The 22,034-nt window shown below is 51.8% G+C and carries 23 protein-coding genes and 1 pseudogene; 11 read left to right on the top strand and 13 right to left on the bottom strand.

Going from position 1 to position 22,034, the window contains the following annotated elements:
• Positions 1-71: hypothetical protein (locus C3451_RS24590; RefSeq protein ID WP_223349232.1), on the top strand; the 71-nt coding region annotated here is incomplete at its 5' end.
• A 57-nt stretch (positions 72-128) separates the two neighbouring features.
• Here the strand turns inward: C3451_RS24590 and C3451_RS18630 are convergent.
• The 6 genes and pseudogenes from C3451_RS18630 to C3451_RS18655 all read right to left on the bottom strand — a co-directional run.
• A pseudogene (locus C3451_RS18630) lies at positions 129-557 on the bottom strand (DNA-binding protein); the annotation flags it as partial.
• Positions 554-1,858: a tyrosine-type recombinase/integrase gene (locus C3451_RS18635; RefSeq protein ID WP_008322896.1), complete on the bottom strand. Its 1,305-nt coding sequence runs from the start codon at positions 1,856-1,858 to the stop codon at positions 554-556. The gene C3451_RS18635 and the pseudogene C3451_RS18630, both read right to left, overlap by 4 nt.
• Complete coding sequence (locus C3451_RS18640) at positions 1,851-3,053, bottom strand: site-specific integrase (RefSeq protein ID WP_124304377.1); 1,203 nt, start codon at positions 3,051-3,053, stop codon at positions 1,851-1,853. The genes C3451_RS18635 and C3451_RS18640 overlap by 8 nt, the downstream gene beginning before the upstream one ends.
• A gap of 295 nt (positions 3,054-3,348) precedes the next feature.
• Complete coding sequence (locus tag C3451_RS24595) at positions 3,349-3,648, bottom strand: hypothetical protein (RefSeq protein WP_001019190.1); 300 nt, start codon at positions 3,646-3,648, stop codon at positions 3,349-3,351.
• Positions 3,649-3,668: 20 nt separating this feature from the next.
• Positions 3,669-3,875, bottom strand: a complete 207-nt coding sequence (locus C3451_RS18650; RefSeq protein WP_000795663.1) for an AlpA family transcriptional regulator — start codon at positions 3,873-3,875, stop codon at positions 3,669-3,671.
• A 280-nt stretch (positions 3,876-4,155) separates the two neighbouring features.
• Positions 4,156-5,001: a DUF6387 family protein gene (locus C3451_RS18655; protein ID WP_001067212.1), complete on the bottom strand. Its 846-nt coding sequence runs from the start codon at positions 4,999-5,001 to the stop codon at positions 4,156-4,158.
• A 578-nt stretch (positions 5,002-5,579) separates the two neighbouring features.
• On the opposite strand from C3451_RS18655, the gene C3451_RS18660 reads away from it, so the two are divergent.
• Positions 5,580-5,873: a contact-dependent growth inhibition system immunity protein gene (locus C3451_RS18660; RefSeq protein WP_023298414.1), complete on the top strand. Its 294-nt coding sequence runs from the start codon at positions 5,580-5,582 to the stop codon at positions 5,871-5,873.
• Between the two features lie 342 nt (positions 5,874-6,215).
• Here the strand turns inward: C3451_RS18660 and C3451_RS18665 are convergent, their stop codons facing one another.
• The 6 genes from C3451_RS18665 to C3451_RS18685 all read right to left on the bottom strand — a co-directional run bounded on the left by C3451_RS18665 (position 6,216) and on the right by C3451_RS18685 (position 12,171).
• The gene (locus C3451_RS18665; protein ID WP_045623179.1) at positions 6,216-7,532 is read right to left on the bottom strand and encodes an amidase family protein; all 1,317 of its coding nucleotides are present in this window, start codon (positions 7,530-7,532) and stop codon (positions 6,216-6,218) included.
• Between the two features lie 54 nt (positions 7,533-7,586).
• A complete protein-coding gene (gene hisD, locus C3451_RS18670; protein WP_045623177.1) occupies positions 7,587-8,882 on the bottom strand; it encodes a histidinol dehydrogenase in 1,296 nt (431 codons plus the stop codon).
• Positions 8,883-9,890 (bottom strand): ester cyclase, encoded by a 1,008-nt coding sequence (locus C3451_RS18675; protein ID WP_240034217.1) that lies wholly within the window; start codon positions 9,888-9,890, stop codon positions 8,883-8,885. It abuts the gene before it with no gap.
• Positions 9,868-10,026 (bottom strand): hypothetical protein, encoded by a 159-nt coding sequence (locus C3451_RS24600; RefSeq protein ID WP_240034218.1) that lies wholly within the window; start codon positions 10,024-10,026, stop codon positions 9,868-9,870. Before C3451_RS24600 ends, C3451_RS18675 begins: the two co-directional genes overlap by 23 nt.
• 106 nt (positions 10,027-10,132) lie before the next feature.
• A complete protein-coding gene (locus C3451_RS18680; protein ID WP_045623175.1) occupies positions 10,133-11,104 on the bottom strand; it encodes a nuclear transport factor 2 family protein in 972 nt (323 codons plus the stop codon).
• On the bottom strand, positions 11,101-12,171 hold the full coding sequence (locus C3451_RS18685) for a LacI family DNA-binding transcriptional regulator (RefSeq protein WP_023298419.1): 1,071 nt from the start codon (positions 12,169-12,171) through the stop codon (positions 11,101-11,103). Before C3451_RS18685 ends, C3451_RS18680 begins: the two co-directional genes overlap by 4 nt.
• Positions 12,172-12,479: 308 nt before the next feature.
• On the opposite strand from C3451_RS18685, the gene C3451_RS18690 reads away from it, so the two are divergent.
• The 6 genes from C3451_RS18690 (at position 12,480) to C3451_RS18715 (ending at position 18,598) form a co-directional block, all read left to right on the top strand.
• A complete protein-coding gene (locus C3451_RS18690; protein ID WP_022649095.1) occupies positions 12,480-13,718 on the top strand; it encodes an MFS transporter in 1,239 nt (412 codons plus the stop codon).
• A 74-nt stretch (positions 13,719-13,792) separates the two neighbouring features.
• A complete protein-coding gene (gene hisD, locus C3451_RS18695) occupies positions 13,793-15,115 on the top strand; it encodes a histidinol dehydrogenase (protein ID WP_022649096.1) in 1,323 nt (440 codons plus the stop codon).
• Between the two features lie 3 nt (positions 15,116-15,118).
• Positions 15,119-15,883, top strand: coding sequence for an SDR family oxidoreductase (locus tag C3451_RS18700; RefSeq protein ID WP_063139162.1), 765 nt, complete (start codon positions 15,119-15,121; stop codon positions 15,881-15,883).
• An 8-nt stretch (positions 15,884-15,891) separates the two neighbouring features.
• The gene (locus tag C3451_RS18705) at positions 15,892-16,635 is read left to right on the top strand and encodes an alpha/beta hydrolase (protein WP_023298422.1); all 744 of its coding nucleotides are present in this window, start codon (positions 15,892-15,894) and stop codon (positions 16,633-16,635) included.
• Positions 16,617-17,408, top strand: a complete 792-nt coding sequence (locus tag C3451_RS18710) for an aldolase/citrate lyase family protein (protein ID WP_022649099.1) — start codon at positions 16,617-16,619, stop codon at positions 17,406-17,408. The genes C3451_RS18705 and C3451_RS18710 overlap by 19 nt, the downstream gene beginning before the upstream one ends.
• Positions 17,409-17,419: 11 nt before the next feature.
• Complete coding sequence (locus C3451_RS18715; RefSeq protein ID WP_032625878.1) at positions 17,420-18,598, top strand: hypothetical protein; 1,179 nt, start codon at positions 17,420-17,422, stop codon at positions 18,596-18,598.
• 14 nt (positions 18,599-18,612) lie between these two features.
• Here C3451_RS18715 and C3451_RS18720 read toward each other — a convergent pair whose 3' ends face one another.
• A complete protein-coding gene (locus C3451_RS18720) occupies positions 18,613-19,542 on the bottom strand; it encodes a LysR family transcriptional regulator (protein ID WP_045623170.1) in 930 nt (309 codons plus the stop codon).
• A 108-nt stretch (positions 19,543-19,650) separates the two neighbouring features.
• Here C3451_RS18720 and C3451_RS18725 point away from each other — a divergent pair, with 108 nt between their 5' ends.
• From C3451_RS18725 to C3451_RS18735, 3 genes are all read left to right on the top strand, one after another.
• Positions 19,651-20,256, top strand: a complete 606-nt coding sequence (locus C3451_RS18725; protein ID WP_023298426.1) for an NADPH-dependent F420 reductase — start codon at positions 19,651-19,653, stop codon at positions 20,254-20,256.
• Between the two features lie 18 nt (positions 20,257-20,274).
• A complete protein-coding gene (locus C3451_RS18730; protein ID WP_052952382.1) occupies positions 20,275-21,156 on the top strand; it encodes a helix-turn-helix domain-containing protein in 882 nt (293 codons plus the stop codon).
• A gap of 101 nt (positions 21,157-21,257) precedes the next feature.
• Entirely contained in the window at positions 21,258-22,004 is a 747-nt protein-coding gene (locus C3451_RS18735; protein WP_022649104.1) for an SDR family oxidoreductase, read from the top strand.
• The last annotated feature ends 30 nt before the right edge of the window (positions 22,005-22,034 follow it).

Genomic DNA, 22,034 nt, shown 5'->3' on the forward strand with positions numbered 1-22,034 from the left:
CTATGGCCCTGGTACGAGCGCTGAACAAAATGACGAAAGCAGGTATGCCTGAAAGCGTGCGTATTGCCTGAAAACACAACCCGCTACGGGGGAGACTTACCCGAAATCTGATTTATTCAACAAAGCCGCTGTATCCCACATTGAGCGAGAACATTACCTTCAAAATATTTACTTCCGATTTGCATTGCCTCATCAAAAACAACGGCTGTAACATTATAAATGAGACCACTGTTCAGTACTTGCAAAAGAGCCTGTTCGAGACATCTCAAAGCCATCATTGTGGCCCCATAATTTTTCAAGGGTTTCAATGAGTGTTGATATCTGATATATGCTTTTGCAAAATCGAGAAAATCTTCATGCATTACATCTTTGGAGTTAAATGTTTTATGTCCAACCCCTATCTTTCTAAAGGTAACATACCCTTTCCAGACATATTGTTCCCAATCCTGAGTTTGGGTTAGTCCGGACAGTTGATAGCGACAAAATTTTATGAACTCATTATAATTTTCTTCTACAAGAATATGTTTTTTTGATTTGAACAAAATAATATTATTCATAGTTGATTCACCTCACTGCGATCAATCGGAATAAAAAACATACATTGATTGCAAGGAAATCCTGAATTCTGACTCTGGCATCTACTTGAAGAAAAAAATTTGAAATGACTACTCTTTTTCGATTTGATTCCGTTCATAAAAATATCAGCGACAAATGACAATTGTTCTGAAACAGCGGAATCAATCCTTTCAACACTGTCAGCATGATTTTTAATATAAATCCCCGCACTTGAAGTAGATGAATGATCCAATAATTCAGCTATAGTATTAACATTATGCCCATTCTTAGCCAGCATAGTTGCTATTGTATAACGAAGCCTACGAGGAGTAATATTTAGTATCGAACCGGTACGGTTGGATATTACATTCCCATTATTAACAATACTTTTCAATGCTACATTAGCAATTGTAGGCTTCGCATATAATTTATTATATTCCAGAAGAATTGAACCTGTTATGGATAAATCTGAGAGTTTTTCCTCATTTAAGAAAATAGGAACTTCTCGTTTAGAATAATCATCAAGAGTTTTTCCAAGAGCTTGCTCAACAAGTTTCACTGATTGATTAGCTTGCAATTGAACAATTGATGCAACCTCTGATATTATTGCAAGTTCTCGATATCGTAGTTCTTTACCCCGTTGTTTTACTCGTGGCACTGAAATTACATATTCTACTTTGCCATTATCTAAGTTCTTTTGAAGAAGGTCTTTATATTTCAACATAACTAACTGCTGAGGTCTTCTACCTGTAAGACTGATCAATAGTGATATTGCATAATGTGGCAGTGACAGTTCACCTTTTCTATATGCATGATTCATAGCCTTAATCAAAGAAGTATGTTCTTCTTTATTTAATGGTCCCTCTGTTGGATCATCTTGAAGCACAGACTGACCAGATTTTTTTATTTTTAGGTCCAAATGCTTTAACAGTTCTACCGCACTTTCATCTATTCCCGGATATCCTAACTCAAACCATTTAATCAAAAATGGTCGTAAAACGCGAAATGATGCTGAGGCTTTTGATAATTTCTTATTTTGATATTCAATTAGAACCTTATCATCAATATGAGTAGGAGATAGTTTACGGATAAGACTCTCCATATTTCTAACAATATTTTTCACATACAAATAGCTGTTGCTATTAAAATAATATTGTACTGTATATACAAAACCACAAACCAAATTTTCGTTCATAGCATATATTAAGTTTGTAAGATTGATTCCGTTATTTTCAATCGAACTGACGATTTTATGTTCATGCAAAGACATTTTATCAGATTTATTTTTAATTAAATTATTCATCAAATTCTCCTTTGAATAGTTGCTCTTGTTGTTCAAGTGCAGTTTTTTTCGATAGCTCATAAATATGCCTGCGATTATAAATCATTGAAGTTTCTGAACCCGGTCGCCATCCCATGATATAAGAACGGATTTGTTGCTCTTTTTCATCGGATATGTCCTGATTCTTGTCTATTGCTTTCGAAAACTCATAATTCCATGTATGTCTGAGTTTGTGACCTGTCAATCCCCCTAGAAGTGAGGAGGATTGACGAACAACACTCACCACTTTGTGATATGAAGAAAATGAAATAGGTTGCCCTTGAGTTTTTCCTTCCTTATAAGTAATAAACAGGAAATCATGTTTGTTAGAATTTTTTATGTTTCTTCGATCATTCAGAATATAATCTGAAATTTCAAACATGAGCTTTTTATCAGCAATTAATTTCCTCTCACAAGTTTTAACTAAAGGCTGATACACTCGCGGATCTGTTTTATCATTTGCTCTTCTTCTTATTGCAATTGTCGATTCTGCAAAATCTATATCACCAATTCGCAGATTCAAAAGTTCACCTGCTCTCAGGCCAAAGCAGTGTAATAGCAGGAATATTAGATTGTTTCTTTTTTGCACTTTTTCTGAAAAAGGATTTAATTTGCTACCCGGTGCAAGAATGCTAAACAAAGAATCCAATTGTTCATTATTTAAACTTTTTTCTATATCCATATTATATTTATCATTATTTCTCGGTTTCTTTCGTTTTATGTTGTTTATGAAATCTAAAATATATTTGAGAGTATCCTTCTGTCCTGTATGAGAAAGATGTATTTTGCACAGCCATTCCAGATAGTTAGCTATGGTTGTTATCCGAAAGTACTTAGTTGGTTTTTTGACATTTGAACTTCTAAAATTATCATTCTCGCCATCTCGAAAATTGAATGAAGTGAATTCGATCAAATCTTCAATTTCATGAGGAGCCAGAAATATCCTTTTCTGAATTCTTTCATCAATATTGATATTTTTTCTCATAAAGAATCGATATAACAATGAAATGCTCCCAGCGATAACCTTCATTGTTGATATAGACTCTGACCGATTCCTGACTTGTGTTGTTATATACAAGTTTGGATAATACAATGGCTCACCAGTATCTTTATTTACAACATGACAATATCTCTCACCATTTTCGAACATAAAAGAATCCACACAAATACTGCACATATTTTCCTCCTAAACTTTACAAAAAGTATAATTCCAATATATTAATAATAAGCATTTCGTAGATTTACAAATTTATTTGGATCGATTAAGATATTTATTTAAATTAAAACAGTGAGATAGACGATTATTCTTGTCAAATTATCATCTGGTAGATCTAGTTAATATTATGTACACCTAATACTTCGAAAACTATCTCACTGCCTTGCTAATGAACGGCAACCAAAATAATGTAAGTTATTCTGTAAAGTTTTAAGATGAATTATGCAGCCAAACTTTACATTTTCATAAAAAGCTCTTAATCCATTAGATATAAAATTATCCGCTTCGCTAGGAGTTTCAATTCATCAGGACATTTAATTAGAGATAACCAGGTCTCGTAAACATATATCTGTTTGCAAGCATTAAGCTCAGAGATCGAGTCTAAAGGTTCTCTCAGATTTCCTACAAGGTACTGACTGAGCCAGTAAATGATTTCTTTATTAAACTCGTTATTAGGTAAGTCATAAATCACTTCTTGGTCAAAGATCTTGTAAAAAAGATCTCCGCATAAATTGCACATATGGTTTTCTTCGCTTACAAATTCTTCGATATTCATAAAATCACTCCTAAGTTCAATTAAGCAACATTATTTCGACTTGTTTCGATAACAGACTGAATCCAGGTATCAATCTCACTTTCAACGAAAGCTACTGCACGACTTCCAATTTTGACAGGAGCAGGAAACTTACCATCGTTGATCAGACGATATATCCAGGCTTTTCCGTAGCCAGTTCGTTCGAGAACTTCTGGTAATCGTATTAGGCGGGTTGCTTGATTTTTCATTTCGTTATCCCTTGTCGTTGCGGTGAAGTCACTATACGAACAGTTGGGAAAAGAAAAGAGCGAAGCTCCTGAAGCGGAGGTTCTTCGTAGCTATGCAGGATGGTTTTCTCGAAGTTGGTGCCGTACAGAAAAGGGGAACTTGAGAGTAGCTGAAATTCCCCCGTTTTATAGCAAGTGTCAAAATGCCCGGTTTAAAGTAAAAATCGCAAAAAAAAGCACCATTCACAATGATGCCTTTAGTTAAATTTAACAATTAAAACAAATAGTTATACATGTAATTCTAATCAGATAGTTTCATTACATCAGAGACTTTCATTTGCTTCAAATGGCTATTTTTGTTCATGAAGTAATGGAATTGTCGGATAAAGTCAGTTGTGCAGGATTTAAGAGCCAAAGGCCTGTCGGTATCTTTGATTTGGCTAGACTGCCTCATTTCGCTTTCTTCGTCATCGTCTGTATATAGCAGTCTGGATAACCTGTCGTCAGAGACACGGATTTTTTTAACGGCTGCCCACACCAGGATATCCAGCATAGGTATCACACGATAACTGATGAGTTTCTTGATAGTTCCATACCCAAAGCGAACTGATTCTAAAGGATCTGGTTCGATACCTTTGATTTTACGCCACTGCGGTAATGCAGCTTTAAGCGACTCTGCAATCTCTTCGTCTGTGCCACTTGCCAAATCAATCTCGAACATGACTGTTCGTGAAAACTGATCTGGCATAATATCTGAAAGTGATTCCTCCCGAAGATCTCTGTTTATTGAATAATTGTCATCACCATCCCAAACAAAACCTCCGCGTTGCATAGCAATGATGCTCGTTTCAGCAAGGCGATCAAGAGTTGTTAGAAAAAAATGGGGAGGCTGAAAAAGTTTATTGGCAGGAGTCATGTATCCCAGTTGCCCTTCTTCAATTAAAAAAGGATTGCCACTGAAAATTTTTGAGAAGTAACCCATAAGAGTTCTGCTCTCAAACTCTTCCCGATACTCCTTAAAGAACAAGTTACGAGCCCATATCTCATGGTAAAACTGGAGCAATGAGAGGTCTTCAAATTTGCGATATGTATCAATCTTAAACCAACTCTTGATGTCTTTTGTGTGCTCTGGTGACCAGTTGTTCAAAATCCATTCCCCACCTATGCTGGTACTGCCCTACGGATAGAATTCAGTTTCGCTGAAAAACTACCGCATTCACTAATCGGTGAAAAGCAGATCGTGCTTGCGCAGTTCAGCTACTAGCAGGGAGTTGAACTGAAGAATTTGTTTCCTTTTGATACAATTCTCCAATCCGCTAATCGTGATAACCCATACCATTACGATTTATGGTTCCTTTTTAGAACCACACATAAAATTCAAAGTATAAATAACATTAAAAATCAATGGAATGAATGGCTAATTACAGGGACGCCAGCCCACCAAATAAAACAAGGGGTTACGTGAAAACGTAACCCCTTTTTTTGCCCATGTCCACATTACGTCCACTCGGCAAAACTTTGGCCAGCGCTAACTTCAGTAACCCCAGTTTTACATTTTTGCATCCAGTGCCCATATGCCGCTTGCCACGCCTCTTGTTCATCGGCAAAAGATGTTCTGCAATAGGCAACTACTCAATGCCTTTTGAACCAAACTCCGAGTACAAGGATGACCAGCTCTGTCGCTATATCCTTACAGCATTCCCGACCCCATAGGACAAATGGATTATGCAAAATTTCTATCATATTGATCAGCTGATTCAGGGTTATTTCAATCAGGATCATGACCTCATAAATGAGGGAGAGGATACTATTGAGGGCACTATTGAACGCTATAAAAAAACAGCCCCAGATTGGATGTTAAAAGAGTTAGCCGAAGAGGTCGATTGTTTTCTTAAGCTTTACGAAGACAGGCTGGATGAGCAATTCAAAAGCCGGTATGGATTTGATTTCTCACCTGAGTTGTGGGATTCAACCCCATTCGATTTCCTGATGACTGTGCGCAGACTTGCCCTTTCTTAGAAGTAGCTACAGGAAGACAAACCCGTAACGGCTTAACCGACCTCAGACCGGCAACAGCCGGTCTTTTTCTTTCTAAATATAAGTTAAGGGTGAACAGTTAAATCCAAAAAAGCTTTTTCTTGATGTGATCCATTCAAAAAACAGGTTTGCTTAACCACAGGAAACACTGCAACAAATCGCCATTGGCATACCCGTGAAAGTTGAATTTATAAATTATCAACAAAAAACAGCCTATTAATGAATTTATTCAGACTCCACCAGTCCAAAAATCCTCCATCGGTGATTACCAGAATCACCCGATGAAGTGCTGAAAGCCCGCACGGCGCAAGCTCTGCGGGCTTTTTATATCTGTCCCTTCCCGTCCAGCGCCCCCTCACACGCCAGCGCCAGCACCATCAGCGCCGTCTCATTCTCCTGCACCGATAACATCTCCATCCCCACCGGCAGACCGATACGGCTTACGCCGCACGGCAACGTTATAGCTGGCAGGCCGCTGATGGCGGCCAGTTCCGGCGCGCAGCCTGGCGGCATCTTCGCCATACTTTCTGGTAACCGTTGTACGGTGGGATACACAAATCCGTCGATGCGCTGCGCCTCCGCCACCTGGCAAAGGTTCTGCCGCAACAGGCGCTGAAAGCGACGCCCCGCCAGCCAGAGCGGAGTTTTCAGCGTGCTACTCGCCAGCATCTGACGTAGAAACGGCGCAAACTCTGGCAGGTAAGCGCCGGAGTCCACAATGCTTGTCAGTCCGGAGGGAGCGCCAGGCTGTTTGCCAAGCCAGTCGTCAATCGCCACGCGAAATTCATACAGGCTCAGGCATGTCGCCTGACTTACGTCGTCCAGCAAAGGTAATGATACCTCCACCAGCGTTGCTCCGGCACGACGCAACGTGTGCAGCGCCGACTGCCAGACCTCCAGCTGTACCTCATCCTCTCCCTGTAACGCGGTTACCACACCAAAGCGAACGCCTTTCAGCGAACGCACAGGAAGCGCAACCGGTGGCAAACCATGGATCACCGCATGCAGCAAGGCGGCATCTTCAACGCTATGTACCATTGGCCCAACGGTATCTTTGCTGGGCGAGAGCGGCGCCACGCCATCCAGCTGTGAACGGCGAAAAGCAGGCCGTAGCCCCACCAGCCCGGTATAGCTACAGGGAATGCGGATAGAGCCGCCGGTATCGGTACCCAATGCGCCATCCGCCATCCCCGCCGCCACCGCCGCGGCGCATCCTCCGCTGGAACCTCCGGCGGTGAGTGACGGGCGAAGCGGGTTTGCCACATCGCCCCCCAGCGAGCTTCGCGAGCGCACGTCAAAAGCAAACTCGGACATATTCGCTCTGGCGAGGATAATCGCTCCTGCCCTGCGCAACCGCTGTATAACAAGCGCATCCGACGTCGCGTTAAGTGAGGCCAGCGCCCGGCAGCCAAGAGTAATGGGCATCGGTGCGCAGGCAATATTATCTTTGACGATCAACGGCACGCCGTGCAGGGGGCCGATCGGCTCCCCGCGTCGACGCTGCTGCTGATGCTGTTCCGCCTGAGACATGGCGTCAGGGTTAACCCCGAGGATCGCGTTGAGCGCCCGGTGCTGCTGAATGACGTCGAGACGGCGGGCAATTTCCTCCGGGCAGTCGTCTGGCGGTATCAGGCGCTTCATAGTCTCAGGCTCCCTCGTGATGAAAACCGGGCAGAAGGCTGCCCGGGATACGTTTTAGTCCCGCATGCCGGTAGTAATGGCATCAATGTCCTGCGGACGCAGACGAATTTCCGCCGCCCGTCGGTGCCCCTGCATCCCCTCGGTACGGCTCTGGCGGATCGCCGGTTCTGCGATTGCCGGGATACCCTGCTCGTCAATCCACTGATGGGTACAGATTTTGACGTACGCCCCAACCCACAGACCACCGGTATAGCGTGCCGAAGCCATCGTCGGTAACGTGTGGTTGGTGCCGCAGCATTTATCAGAGAACACCACGCTGGCGTTCTGACCAATAAACAGCGAGCCATAGTTGCGGATCTTCGCCGCCGTCGCGTGCGGATCGCGGGTATGCACCTGCAAATGCTCCGTCGCCATATGGTCAGCAAACGCAATCAGCTGCGCTTCATCTTCGCAAAGCGCAATCTCACCCTGCCGGCGCCACGCCTCCCCCGCCGTGGCGGCCGTTGGCAGGCTGGCAAGCTGACGCTCAACCTCCGCCAGGGTACGCTCAGCGATATCCCGGCTGGTTGTCGCCAGCCCGACGCGGGTATGAATATCGTGCTCTGCCTGCGCCAGCATATCGGCGGCCAGAATGCGCGGATCGGCGCTGTCGTCAGCGATAGTGAAAATCTCGCTCGGCCCGGCGAGGGCATCAATGCCGACTCGACCAAACACCTGGCGTTTCGCTTCGTTAACGAAGGCGTTGCCTGGCCCAACGATTTTGTCCACCGATGGAATGCTCTCCGTTCCCCAGGCCATGGCCGCAATGGCCTGCGCGCCACCTACCCTGAAAATGCGGTGCGCGCCCGCCAGATGGCAAACCGCGATCATCGTCGGATGCGCTCCCGGCGGCAGACAGGCGATGATCTGTTCGCAGCCCGCCACCGTCGCAGGGACAATCGACATCACCGGCGCAGAGAGGATCGGGTAACGCCCACCCGGCACGTAGCAGCCCACCGTCTGCACCGGGATGATCCGGTGACCGAGATGCACGCCAGGCAGCGTCTCAACTTCCAGCGGCTGCATGGTCGCCAGCTGCGCCTGCGCAAAACGACGCACCTGATTAATAGCAAACTCGCTGTCGCGGCGCGTCTGGGCATCCATCCCCTGCAGTGCTTCGGCGATCTCCTGCTCGCTCACCTCAAACTGCGTCGGCACGGCGTTATCAAACTGCTGCGAAAAGGCTCTTAGCGCCGTATCGCCTTCGGTTTTCACGCGCTCGATAATGGCGCTGACCTTCTCCGTTAGGGAACGATCGGCCTGCGCATCCTGCCCCTGCGGGGCCTTAATCCAGCTCACCTGATTTAACATTTACGCGTCCTCCATCTGGCCGAGTTTGATTTGCGCCAGCAGCGCCAGGTGGTCATACACGACCCATTCATCAACAATTTTGCCGTTGACGATGTGGTAGTGCGACATGCCCATCACAAACAGTCGTTCTCCGGTCGGCTTGCCCAGTTCGCCGTAACCCAGGTGATGCCCTTCGATGATCCAGCGAACCGCCACTTTGACGCCGCCTTCATCGCACGGGTTGGAACAGATATGCTGCGGCAGCCACGCGCCGTCAGGGATCATCCCCACCAGCGCCAGCGTCTGATGGGTTACCGCCGCGGTGCCGTACAGCTCTTTCATCAGCGGGCCATGCCACTGCACGTTAGGGGCGTAAACCTCTTTGATTTTGCCGAACATCCGACGATTGTAGATCTCATGCAGCCAGCGCAGACACTGCTCTTCCGTATCGGTGTGTGCAATGGATACATCGCACTCCATCTCCGGCGGATATTGTCCCAGCATGCGGCCATTTTCGCCGATGTCCATCACGCGGAAGCCTTTATCAAACTGCTCCTTTGCCATATTAAATGCGATTTGATCGGTATTCAGGCCAAGCTGTTTCATTAACGACATGTTGTCGCTGACCACCCACTCCCGGTAAATTTTATTCTCGTGGATCATGCAATCTGCCACGGTACGGGTAACGAAGGTGCGGTTGGTCGGCTTGCCTAAATGGCTGTGCTGGGTATGCCGCCCGCTTCCCGTCACCAGGTGAGAGGTATAAAAACCGTCAACATCATTTCCGTTCCAGATAACCTGGGTTGCCATGCCGCGCCGCTCCGGGAAGGCAATTAAGCGTTGCAGCGTATCCTGTACCACCTGCTCACGGTTATAGAGTGTCCCCAGCGCGTTATACAGCACGCAGTTATGGGTATAGTGAGAATAAATTAAGCCGACATCGCGCTCGTCCCATATTTTATGGGTGCAGCGAACTATATAATCGACAATATCGGTATAGCAGTCATCAAAGCCGCGTAATGATTGCACGCGCGGTCTTTTTTTCCGGTACCAGATCGACAAAATCACGACGTTCCACCTGTAATACAGGTTCCTCTTTCAGCGATTTCACGCTGCTTTTTTCGGGTACGGCTGGTGCTTTATTTGTTGCTTCGGTGGAAGACATATAAACTCCTGCTCTGTTTTCAGACAATAAGAACCCGCACCCGTAAGTGAGGGTGAATTAAACTCGATTATTTTCGGCAGCCAGAATAAGGGGGCTGCCGCCCCTGTTAATTTACAATTTGCGACCAGATCGCTAATTCATCGATCCCCAGATATTCACGGAAAATTAAACCATCACGTAATTCAAGCTGGCTGATACCGGTAATTGATATGGGTTTACGGGTTGGCGCACCAAATTTGCCGTAACCGTCATGCCAGGTTAATAACGACCAGCGCAGGGAAAGCCGATTCGGCTCGTTAGGATCTTTACGCACAATCAGATGATGGAGCTGCGTTTCGCTGTCGGCAAATGAAGCGCGGTAGCCAGAAAGCTGTGCCCCAATTTCCTGCTCACCGGTGCAGAGGCAATGACCCGGCGCGTAAAGCGTCGCCGCCGGGTGATAGAGACCGGGCACCACGCCACTGTTACCGCCCGCCCACATGGTTAAGTAGCGCTCAACGACGCCTGCCAGCGCCCCTTCTACGTCGTCGCCCTCGGGCCCGCCCGCCCAGCGGGCATCCAGCGTCTCGGCAGAGACCGCCTCCACGCCAAGCTGCTGGCGCATGGTCGCCAGGTTAAAGGCAAATTCGCGGATATCCAGCCCCAGTTGCGCCACAATCGCAGCACGATCCTGAAGCAGCCACTCCTGGCGTACGGCCCCATCAACACAGATGCGATCGGCCCAGGTGCGGACCCAGACATTTTTCCCGGTCGGCGGGCCAAAAAATCCCTCCCCCTGATGCTGAATGCGGGCTACGGTACGCTGAGCCGCATAGTACTCGTCCCCCGGGTTCAGGCTGCACAGAATATCCTCCGTCAGCACCGCTCGCTGCGGGAAGCTGTGCATCGCCTCAAGCGTCAGGCGCATAAACTGGGAAAGCTCATGCAGCTGTTTTTCGGGGGTAGTGAAAACCACCGGCGTGGCGTAAAAATCCGCCAGCTGGCCGATATCTTTCTGCTCCCACACCACGTGCGTCAGCGTCAAAATGAACTGCTGGATAGAGTCGAATTGAGGGCTGAAGCCCCGCAATCTGGTCATGTGCGCTCCTTAGACTGGAATAGCGTTAAACCATTGGTTTCGATAACGCCGCTGCGTGGGCGACGCGCCGAGTGGCGTATCACCAGCGTACCGGGCACCGTAATCTGTTCAGGCTCTATGGTTCCGCTGTCAATTTGCTTCATTAACAGTTCCACCGTGGCATCTACCATCGCGCCGACCGGCTGCGACGCCGAGGTCAACGCATAAGAGGGCCAGCCGGAAGGGCCGATGTCGTCATACCCGACAATGGAGACCTCCTCCGGAATGCGCAAACCAAACTCATAGCGCGCCACATCCATTACCGTGACGGCCATATGATCGTTGGCGACAAAGACCGCATCCGGCGCTGGCGACGCCGAAAACAGGGTATAAGCCGCCCGGGTGGTTTGCTGAGCGTCGTAATTCCCGTGCACCACCCGCACATCGGTGATGCCATGTTCTTCCAGCGTGGAGATGAACCCGCGCTGGCGGGCGATATTGACCGGGGAATCCGCCACGCCGCCCACGTAGGCAAAACGCTTGTGCTCCCCCGCCAGCAGAAACTCGGCAATCTGCCGCGCGGCCGCTTCGTTATTACTGTTGACGCTGGAGGCCATGCCACTCTCTTCGCTGCGGTTAAACAGCACTACCGGGATCCCGGCGGCAAGACATTCCTCGGACAACTCCAGCGACAGCGTCACCGAGGCCAGCACAATGCCATCCACCCGGTACTGCATAATCTGGTCAAAAATACGGTCAACGTTACCGTCCCGGTCGCCAACGAACAGCAGCAGGTGATAGTTCAGCGTATCCAGCTTTTGTGCCAGCGCCTCCAGCACCTGCGAGTAAAAGGGGTTATCAAAGTAAGAAATGACGACACCGATAATGCGCGAACGCGCCGTGTTGAGCGAACGGGCTATCGCATTCGGGCGATAGCCCAACTCGCGCGCCGCCTTCAGCACTTTTTCACGCGTTGCCGGTGAAATGCTGGCCCCCGGCGTGAACGTTCGCGACACCGCAGATTGCGATACCCCCGCCAGCTGAGCGACCTGTTGGGATGTGACTGCTGCAAAAGTCTTACGTTTCATTACCCCTGATTCCTTATCAACGTCCTGCCCATTTGCGCGTGCTTCAAACGCCTCAGCAAGTGGGTGTTTTTTATACTTACACCACCTTTGCATGCGTATGCAACACAAAAAATTAAAATTCTCACAACAAGATCGAGATCACTTTACAAACATGAAACCTTTTCGTAACTTCAAATCTTGAATACGTATGCAAAGAGTTTTCATACCGTCAATGGTACCGGAGAGAACAGGAGTCGCCCAAAGGATTGAACCGGTAAACGTCGTCCCTGACTGGTTATAACCCATTAATTCTTAAGAGGTTCAAAACCATGTTTCAAGCACTGTTACGCCGTCGGGAAGCCCGGCTCTTTTTCATCATCAGCATCCTGTTCTTTATCTGCATCCATAGCATTGATGCATTCCTGGCCCCCATGATGATCAACCAGGGCATTGAGCCACAGATCATGGGCATCATCATGGGCGCATCCGGGCTGGCAACCCTTCTGATACGCTTCCCGTTAGGCATTATTTCCGACGTGGTTAAAAGCCGCAGGATCTTCATCCAGATTGGCCTGCTGCTGCCAATTATCGCCTGGCCAATTGCCTGGCTTGAACCCAATGCCATTACGCTGTATCTGGCGAAAGCGGCAGACGGCGTCACGGCGGCGACATGGGTGCTGTACAACATCCTGTTCATGCGTTACTTCGGTCGCAACGAAGCCCCTGCCGCCGTCGCGCTGCTGGCGCTGGCAGGGCCCATCGGCGTGTTTCTCGGCAACTGTATTGGCGCGGTGCTGATTCACTATTTTGCCAATAACATCGCCTTTTTTGTCTCCTGCATCTCCGCCCTGGTGGCGTTGATCCTGACGACCCGCATTCAGGACGTGCACGACCCGGTGCAGGCCCCCACGCTTAAAGCCTGCATCACCGGCGCGCGCCAGCAGCTGGCCGACCGTTCCGTCTGGCTGATTGGCATCCTGGCGACCGTCGTCATTCTGGTGCCCTTCGCCACCCGGGACACGCTGACGCCGGTCTACGCCGAACAGCTCGGCGCCCGGGCGGGGATCCTCGCGGTACTCGGAAACATCCACCTTCTGTTTTACGGGCTGGCCATCGCCCTGTGCAGCTCGGTGTTTTATCAGCGCCTTGGGCTGGTAAAAACCGCCGTGCTCGGCATCGTTTTACAGGTGATCTCCACCTTCGGCATTCCCTTTACCAGCAATATGTACGTCATTTACCTGTGGCAGGCGCTGGCAGGTTTTTCGTTCGGTATGGCCTTTGCCGCATTCATGTCGCTCAGCGTAGTGAATACCTCGTCTGATGAACAATCCACGCGAATGGGACTATTCCAGACCATTTATTCCTGCGGGATGTTTGTCGGGCCGGTAATGATGGGCGTAATGATGCAACATATTAACCTGTCGTCCGGTTATATATTGATTGCCGCCCTTTCCGTTGTGGCCGCTATTGCCACGCCGCTGTCCGCTCGATGGGTATATGCCCGTAAAACGCAAACCTCAGCCCAATTATTAAAAAACGGTGCGTACGCCGCCGCGCCGGATCAATAACCCACTCTGAAGTAAACACCCTTTCCCGGACTGCCGGGAGGACAACTGACATCTAAAAAGGTAAGGAGAAGCGTGTGTCCTGGAAATTAAAAACCGGTAAATCTACCGAAGAGCGCCAGCAAGCCAACCAGCAAATAAGAGAAACGGTTGAGCAAATACTTGCGGATATTGAAAAGCGTGGAAATAAAGCCATTCGCGAATTATCCATTAAATTCGATCGTTATGACCGTCAGGATTATCGTCTGACCCCCGCGGAGATCGACCGCTGCATAAAACAGTTAAGCCGCCAGGATATTCAGGATATTGAATTCGCCCAACAGCAGGTGGCGAATTTTGCCCGCGCGCAGAAAGAATGCCTGCGTGATCTGGAAATTGAAACGCGTCCCGGCGTTATTCTCGGGCATAAAAATATTCCGATTAACGCCGTGGGATGTTACGTGCCTGGCGGAAAATATCCCCTGCTCGCCTCCGCGCACATGTCGATTATCACCGCCAGCGTGGCGGGGTGCTCAAGAATTATCAGCTGTGCCCCGCCGTTTAACGGTCAGCCCGCCCCGGCGATTGTCGCGGCGCAAAAAATGGCTGGCGCAACGGAAATCTATGCCCTTGGCGGCATTCAGGCGATAGGCGCCATGGCGCTGGGCACGGACTCGCTGGCACCGGTCGACATGCTGGTCGGCCCCGGTAACGCCTTCGTCGCGGAGGCCAAACGCCAGCTGTTCGGCCGGGTAGGTATCGATCTGTTTGCCGGTCCGACGGAAACGCTGGTGATTGCCGATGACACCGTTGACGCGGAAATGTGCGCCACGGATCTGCTGGGCCAGGCCGAACACGGCGTCACCACCCCTGCCATCCTGCTGACGAACTCGCTCCAGCTTGCCAAAGAGACGCTCAGCGAAGTGGAACGGCTGCTGGAAAAGCTCCCTACCGCCGACATTGCCCGCCAGTCCTGGCAGGACTACGGGGAAATCATCGTCTGTGACAGCTACGAAGAGATGCTGCTGGAGGCAGATCGTATCGCTTCCGAACATGTTCAGGTGATGACCGACCGGGACGACTGGTTCCTGGCTAACCTGACCAATTACGGCGCGCTGTTCCTTGGGCCGCGTACTAACGTGGCCTATGGCGATAAGGTGATCGGAACCAACCACACCCTGCCGACGCAAAAAGCCGCACGCTATACCGGCGGCCTGTGGGTGGGCAAGTTCATGAAAACCTGCACCTTCCAGAAAGTCCTCAGCGACGAAGCCACCGCCGAAATCGGCAGCTATTGTTCGCGTCTGTCGTTGCTGGAGGGTTTCGCCGGACATGCCGAGCAGGCCAATATTCGCGTGCGCCGTTATGGCCAGACGGAGGTTCCCTACGCCACACCGGCCCCGGTCAGGGAAAAGGTGTAAGCCATGACGCTTTTGCAAACGCCCTCTTTCACCCTGCACGGCAAACGCGCGCTGGTAACCGGCGGGTCAAGAGGGATTGGCTTCGCTGCCGCCGTCGCCCTCGCACAGGCGGGCGCAGAGGTATGGATCGCCGCCCGGGGCCGCGAGGCGCTGGCGCATGCCGCAGGTGTGGCAGCGGAACACAGGCTCGCATTTCACCCGCTGGAGCTGGATATTACCGACGCTCAGGAGGTTGAGCGTGTGCTGGCGACATTGCCCACGCCCGACATTCTGGTGAACAGTGCCGGGCTGGCCCGCCACCAGCCGTTTCTTGAGGTGAACGAGGACAATTTCGATGCGGTGATGGCGCTTAACCTGCGCGCCACCTTTTTTGTCAGCCAGCGCGTGGCGCGCAGAATGCGGGCGGGCGGTAAGGGAGGGTCGATTATTCACATCTCATCGCAAATGGGACACGTTGGTGGCCCCGAGCGTAGCGTGTACTGTGCCTCCAAATTCGCGCTTGAAGGGTTAACCCGAACGATGGCGCTGGAGCTGGGCGATGCGGGGATCCGCGTTAATACGCTGTGCCCGACCTTCATTGAAACCGACCTGACGCGCCCGGCGCTTGCCGATCCGGCGTTCCGCCACTACGTGCTGGACAACATCAAGCTGCGCCGGTTAGGCAGGCTGGAGGACATTATGGGCCCGGTAGTGTTTCTCGCCTCAGACGCCGCCGGGCTGATCACCGGCAGTGCCCTGATGGTTGACGGCGGCTGGACGGCTACGTGAGGGATGCAATGGAATATCCGCTTCTGGACAATACCGATCTGCCACTGGTGCTGCTTGGTGGCACGCTTTGTAACGCCCGGCTCTGGCAGCCCGTTATTGAACGGCTGAATGTCGCAGCGGTGTCGTGTATTACGCTGACGGGTGCGGAGTCCGCGCCGCAGGCGTCACGGCGGTTATTAGAGGTTCTGCCGCCGCGCTTTCTGCTGGCAGGGTTTTCTCTCGGTGCCATAGTCGCGCTGCAAATGGCCGCCGACGCGCCAGAAAGAGTGAACGGGCTGACGCTGATTTCCGTTAATCCGTTGCCCGTTGCGCCAGACACCCTCGCTTCACGCCGGGAAGCGGTACGCACCGCACAGGCGCGGGGCCTGGCCGACTGGCTGGTCTCCTCGCTGTGGCAGAGCTATGTCGCCCCGTCACGTCTGTCCGATCGGATCCTGCAAGAGACTATTTGCCGAATGGCGCAAGAGTGCGGCATTGAGACCTTTGCCGGGCAAACGGAAATGGCCATTCACCGGCAGGACAACCGGACTGCGTTTAACGCCCTCTCCTGCCCCACATTACTTCTAAACGGCGCGCAGGACGTTATCTGCACGCCCCATCATCATCAGCTACTGGCCGCAGGCAATGCGAACGTGACCAGACATACGGTGGAGGCTGGCGGGCATTTTATTCCGCTGGAAACCCCGGATGAGATCGCGCCGCTGCTGCGTCAGTGGATAACGGAGTGCATACAGTGCGCAAAAACAGTTTAAAGACCGCATTTCTGGAAAATACTCCCATCATAAACGGCTGGCTGGCGATCCCGTCCGGTTATAGCGCGGAAATTATGGGCCATCAGGGTTACGACGCCGTCACCGTCGATTTGCAGCACGGCATGATTGATTTTGCCAGCGCGCTGTCAATGCTACAGGCGCTATCGGCCACGCCTGCCGTGCCGCTGGTGCGGGTGGCAGATAACGATCCGGCGCAAATCATGCGCGTATTAGACGCCGGCGCGTACGGCGTAATCTGCCCGATGATCTCCAGCGCGGAACAGGCTCGCCGTTTTGTCGCTGCCTGTCGCTATCCACCGCTGGGTGTTCGCTCCTTTGGTCCGGCCAGGGGTCTACTCTACGGCGGCAGTGATTATCCACAGCACGCTAACAACGAGATCCTGACGCTGGCGATGATCGAAACCCGCGAAGGGCTGGCTGATCTTGACGCCATCCTTGATACCGAAGGGCTGGACGGTGTGTTTATTGGCCCCAACGATCTCTCACTGACGCTGACCGGCAGCGCCAGCGCCGAATCCCAACATCCCGAAATGCTTGCTGCTATTGAGCGGGTGATTCACTGCTGCCGCCAGCAGCAGAAGATTGCCGGAATTTTCTGCACTTCCGGCGCGGCCGCCGCAGCGCGCATTGATCAGGGTTTTCAGTTTGTTACCCCTGCAAACGACGTCATGCAACTGGGTCGCGCCTCGCGTGAAGCCATTGCCCTCGCCCGCGGCAACGCTATCCCTACCACCGGTGCATCCGGTTATTAAAAGGAGAAATAATGAAAACCATCCATCTTACCCAGAGTCAGGCTCGAACACGGTTAATCGCCCCCGAGGACATGGTTTCCTGTAATCTTGCTTTTATTGATTGCAAGCTACCCGGCTCGCATCTCAAACAAAACTATTCCTTCATCGGCCCGGGTGTAACCCAGTCCAGCGAGCAGGTCGTCAATATTCCCGAGCCGCACGGCTTTAACATTGGCGCGGCGGCTATGCCGAAAGGGGTGACGAATAATCTGCATCTGCATTTCACCGCCGAGGTGTTCCTGATCCATGAAGGAACATGGCGTTTTCGCTGGGGTGCCAACGGCGAGCATGAAGCTGAATTTAGCGCACCCACTATCCTTTCAATACCGACCTGGATCTTCCGCGGTTTCACCAACGTCAGTAAAGAAGAGACCAGCGGTATGGTGTTTACGGTGCTCGGCGGGGACAACACGGGCGGCATCATCTGGCATCCTTCCGTGCTGGCGGCAGCCAGCGAATACGGAATGTATTTGAGTAAAGACAACATGCTCATCACACAGGAAACCGGCGACCCGCGGCCTGACCCCGCCGCGCTGCTGACGCCGCTGTCAGAGGAATATATTGCCGGGCTGCGTGACTACAGCGTTGAGGAGATGCGCCAACGTGCGGTAACCGGCGATGACCGCTGCTGGTCAGCCCAGGGACTGCTGGATTCGGTGCTGCCAGGACACGGCGGCGAAATTGCGCCGGTTATCGGTTTCGGCATTTCGCAGGATCGGGATTCCGCTCCCGCTATCGTGAGCCCGCACGGTTTTTCCGTCGAATGGCTGCGTCTCGCCGAGGATCACGTTGTGGGCCGCCATCTCTGCCCGGATATTCAGGTCATTATGGTCTTTAAAGGCCAGCTGGAGGTCACCTGGAACGAGGCGGGCGAAGAAGTGAGCGTTATCGCTCCGGAACGTTCAGTGATCTCTGTTCCGGCAAACAGCTGGCGTCGCTACCGCGCGGTTGACGGCAAAACGGAGTTTATTCTGACGACCCGCGGCGATCAGCGTAAGCGCCTCTACTGGGATGAAGCGATCCTGCAACAGGCGAGAGAACACAATCGCTGTCTCGATCCCGATGGCTACGTAGCCGATGCCGACATCCTGCCTGCCACGGCCCGTCGGGCCGGTGCGATACTGGAGACATGCAACAGCAACAAAACCTGAATTATCCGTTGAGCTCACTTGCCGGATCCGCTGCGTTCGTTGAGAGGCATGCCAGCCTGCATTTTCAGCCTGTTAACGAACCAGCGTCCGGCCGGGCCGGGCGGATGTTCCTCCAGGTGCACCGCCTGCATGGAAAAACCGGGCCCGACGTCGGGCTGCATCGGCACGTTCAGCGTAACCAGTTTTCCCGCTGCGAGATCTTCCTCGACCATTGGCAGCGGCATATAACCCCACCCCAGTCCGGCACGCAGGAAGGCGTGCTTCGCGCCCATATCCGCTAAATGCCATGTCTTTGACGACATGACGCCAAAGCTTCGGCCCACGGTGAGAGAGGAGCGATCGGTCAGCACCAGCTGGACGTGTTCCTGTAAAAGTGAACGAAGGATCGGACCGGACGCGTTCGCCAGCGGATGCTCAGGGGAGACAACGGCCACCGCAGGCACGCTGAGAAGGAATTCTGAGATGCATCCCGCCGGAAGATGCGGCAGCGATCCGGTTATCGCCACCCGGCAATGACCGTCCAGTAAAGGCTGGAACACCGCCCCCAACGCTTCCACATACAAACGCAGCGGGGTGTCAGGAAATGCCTGCTGAAACGCCTGCACCGCAGCGGTGAGCTGCGCTACGGGAAACATCACGTCGACGGACACCGCCAGTTCAGGCTCAAGACCTTCGGCTAAGGTGCGCGCCTTAGCCTTAAAGGCGTCCATCCCGGCAGTGGCAAGACGCGCCGCTTCCAGCATGGCGACGCCCGCCTCCGTCAGCGTCGGATAACGCCCGGTACGATCGAATAATGGAAACCCGACCTGTGCCTCAAGGTTTGCCAGCGTCGCGCTGACAACCGACTGCGCGCGCCGCAGCCTGCGACCGGCGGCGGAAAAACTCCCTTCATCAACGGCAGCAATAAAGGTGCGGAGTTGATCAACAGATATACCGTCCAGCATGTATCGCTCCAGCAGATGGATCCCATCTAATTATATAGGCTATTCAGATAGGTCAAAGATTACTACTCTCAGTGCATGTTCACTACTCTTCAATAAAGGAAATACAATATGAAAACGACTACTGTAGGTATCATCGGCGCTGGCGCTATCGGGCAAGCCTTTGCAGAACAACTGGTTAAAGCGGGCATGAACGCTATTCTGAGTAACAGCCGCGGGCCGGAAAGCCTGACTGCGGTGGTTGAGAAACTGGGCCACGGGGCTCGCGCTGGCACCGTAGAACAGGCCGCCCAGGCCGACCTCGTTTTTGTCAGCACAAACTGGGACAAAACCGAGGCCGCGTTACGCGGCATCAACTGGGAGGGGCGTATCCTGATCGACGCGACCAACCCGGTCATACTGCCAGGCTTCACGCTGGCTGAACTGGGCGGAAAAAACTCAAGCCAGGTGGTGACACAGTGGGCTCCGGGTGCACGCGTCGTTAAAGCCTTCAATACTCTCCTTGCAGGGGTGCTGGCTCAGGATCCGGCGCAGGCGGGTGGCCGTCGTGTCGTCTTTATCTCCGGAGACCATCCTGACGCAAAGGCGGAAATAACAGCCTTAGCCGGGCAACTGGGCTTCGCAAGTATTGATTTAGGCAGCCTGGAGGTTGGCGGTACGCTACAACAATTCCCCGGAGGGCCTCTTCCGGCGGTGAACCTGGTGCAACTGGCATAGCTAAAGGCAACGATAAATATGACGCAGCGTACTTCCGCAGAGACCTTTGAAGAATACCTTCCCGGCAAGCTGATCAGAGAACATCGGGCGCAATCTTCCCGGGATGTATTCGTGCAAATTCTGGCGCGCAGACACGTGCAGGAAAACGTCATTATTCCGGCAGTGCCGGAGCCTTTTATCGTCTGGATCCTCTCAGGTAATGCCGTCGTTGAGGAGCGTTCCCCCGGTGAGCCGTGGTTAGCAAACCGCGTTACCGCAGGCGATTTCTTTCTCACAACGGCGGCTTCTCCTACTGAAATGCGCTGGCACGCCGGGCCAGATACGCCTTTCGTCGTTATGCATGTTTATATGGGAGTGGCTATGATGCAGGAGTATGAACTGCGGGAAGTCTCCGGCGCGCGCGACGACACGCTATCCGCCCTGCTGGAGCAGATACGTCAGGAGCTGTATCTGCAAAATCCACCCAGCGGCCCGTTTGTTCAGGGCATTGCGCAGGCGCTGGCAGTACATCTGATTCGCACCTATGGCACACATGCGAAACGACACCGCGGGGGCTTGCAGGCATTTAAGCTGCACCGGGTCTTCACGGCAATGCGTGAAGGGTTAGCCCAGCCATTTGACCTGGCACGCCTGGCTGAACTGACCGATCTTAGCGAATACCATTTTAGCCGCGCCTTTAAACAGTCAACCGGACTTTCCCCTTCTCACTACTTTATCCGGCTACGCATGGAGGAGGCGCGTCGCATGCTATCGGAAAGCAATGATTCCATTATCAATATTGCACTGAACGTCGGATACACCAGCCCCAGCCACTTTGCTGCCGTATTCCTCAGGCATAACGGCGTGACGCCCTCCCACTATCGCAGCGATGCCGTTCGCAGCAAAAGCCCGACAGTTTGAGCAAAAGCCCGCGCGAAGCGATTGCCAGAAAGATCCATTATTGACCCGTACTTCAGACATTCTTTCTGAAGCGTTGAAATCAACTCTCAAGAGGATCAACTATGGAACTCAACGGTAAAGTCGCGCTCATCACCGGTGCTTCAAGCGGAATTGGTGCCTCCACGGCCAAAAAGTTAGCGGAACAGGGCGTCAGGGTGGGTCTCGCCGCCCGCCGTCTGGATCGTCTTCAGGCGCTGGTGTCTGAAATTGAGGCTGCTGGCGGGGAAGCCATGGCGCTGGCTATGGATGTCACTGACCCGGCCTCAGTTAATAAAGGGGTGGAGGCACTGCACAAACGCTATGGCCATATTGATATCGCCTTTAATAACGCCGGGCTGATGCCGATTTCGGATATCGCCAGCCTCCGGGTTGACGAGTGGCATCGAATGGTAGATGTAAACGTAAAGGGCCTGTTTAACACGGTCGCGGCCGTATTGCCGATTATGCAGTCACAGCGCTCGGGTCATATCATCAATACCTCGTCGATCGCCGGGCGTAAAACGTTTCCCGGACTGGGCGTATACTGCGCGACGAAGCACGCGGTTGCCGCCTTCTCGGATATTTTGCGTATGGAGCTGGCCCCTCAGTTCAACATTCGCGTCACCTCGCTTCAGCCGGGTGCCGTTGAAAGTGAATTATTCGAGCATATCAGTGACGAAAATTATCGTGCACAGATGGAACAGCTGAAAGAGAAGATGACGTTCCTGAAAGCCGATGATATCGCCGACTCGATTCTTTACGTATTGCAGGCACCGGAACATGTGGACGTGGCAGAGCTGTTTATTATGCCGACCGAACAGCCGTGGTAAGAGGGTGAAGCGGGTCAGGCTGGTGCCTGA

The sequence above is a fragment of the Enterobacter sp. 301B genome (genome assembly GCF_003850715.1).
Classification (GTDB): Bacteria; Pseudomonadota; Gammaproteobacteria; order Enterobacterales; family Enterobacteriaceae; genus Enterobacter; species Enterobacter intestinihominis.

Coding starts and splice junctions, on each gene's coding strand:
- C3451_RS18705 (WP_023298422.1), top strand. CDS start 15,892: ATGGAATATCCGCTTCTGGACAATACCGATCTGCCACTGGTGCTGCTT.
- C3451_RS18680 (WP_045623175.1), bottom strand. CDS start 11,104: ATGACCAGATTGCGGGGCTTCAGCCCTCAATTCGACTCTATCCAGCAG.
- C3451_RS18660 (WP_023298414.1), top strand. CDS start 5,580: ATGCAAAATTTCTATCATATTGATCAGCTGATTCAGGGTTATTTCAAT.
- C3451_RS18690 (WP_022649095.1), top strand. CDS start 12,480: ATGTTTCAAGCACTGTTACGCCGTCGGGAAGCCCGGCTCTTTTTCATC.
- C3451_RS18635 (WP_008322896.1), bottom strand. CDS start 1,858: ATGAATAATTTAATTAAAAATAAATCTGATAAAATGTCTTTGCATGAA.
- C3451_RS18735 (WP_022649104.1), top strand. CDS start 21,258: ATGGAACTCAACGGTAAAGTCGCGCTCATCACCGGTGCTTCAAGCGGA.
- C3451_RS18725 (WP_023298426.1), top strand. CDS start 19,651: ATGAAAACGACTACTGTAGGTATCATCGGCGCTGGCGCTATCGGGCAA.
- C3451_RS24595 (WP_001019190.1), bottom strand. CDS start 3,648: ATGAATATCGAAGAATTTGTAAGCGAAGAAAACCATATGTGCAATTTA.
- C3451_RS18720 (WP_045623170.1), bottom strand. CDS start 19,542: ATGCTGGACGGTATATCTGTTGATCAACTCCGCACCTTTATTGCTGCC.
- C3451_RS18685 (WP_023298419.1), bottom strand. CDS start 12,171: ATGAAACGTAAGACTTTTGCAGCAGTCACATCCCAACAGGTCGCTCAG.
- C3451_RS18715 (WP_032625878.1), top strand. CDS start 17,420: ATGAAAACCATCCATCTTACCCAGAGTCAGGCTCGAACACGGTTAATC.
- C3451_RS24600 (WP_240034218.1), bottom strand. CDS start 10,026: ATGTCTTCCACCGAAGCAACAAATAAAGCACCAGCCGTACCCGAAAAA.
- C3451_RS18665 (WP_045623179.1), bottom strand. CDS start 7,532: ATGAAGCGCCTGATACCGCCAGACGACTGCCCGGAGGAAATTGCCCGC.
- C3451_RS18700 (WP_063139162.1), top strand. CDS start 15,119: ATGACGCTTTTGCAAACGCCCTCTTTCACCCTGCACGGCAAACGCGCG.
- hisD (WP_045623177.1), bottom strand. CDS start 8,882: ATGTTAAATCAGGTGAGCTGGATTAAGGCCCCGCAGGGGCAGGATGCG.
- C3451_RS18650 (WP_000795663.1), bottom strand. CDS start 3,875: ATGAAAAATCAAGCAACCCGCCTAATACGATTACCAGAAGTTCTCGAA.
- C3451_RS18730 (WP_052952382.1), top strand. CDS start 20,275: ATGACGCAGCGTACTTCCGCAGAGACCTTTGAAGAATACCTTCCCGGC.
- C3451_RS18640 (WP_124304377.1), bottom strand. CDS start 3,053: ATGTGCAGTATTTGTGTGGATTCTTTTATGTTCGAAAATGGTGAGAGA.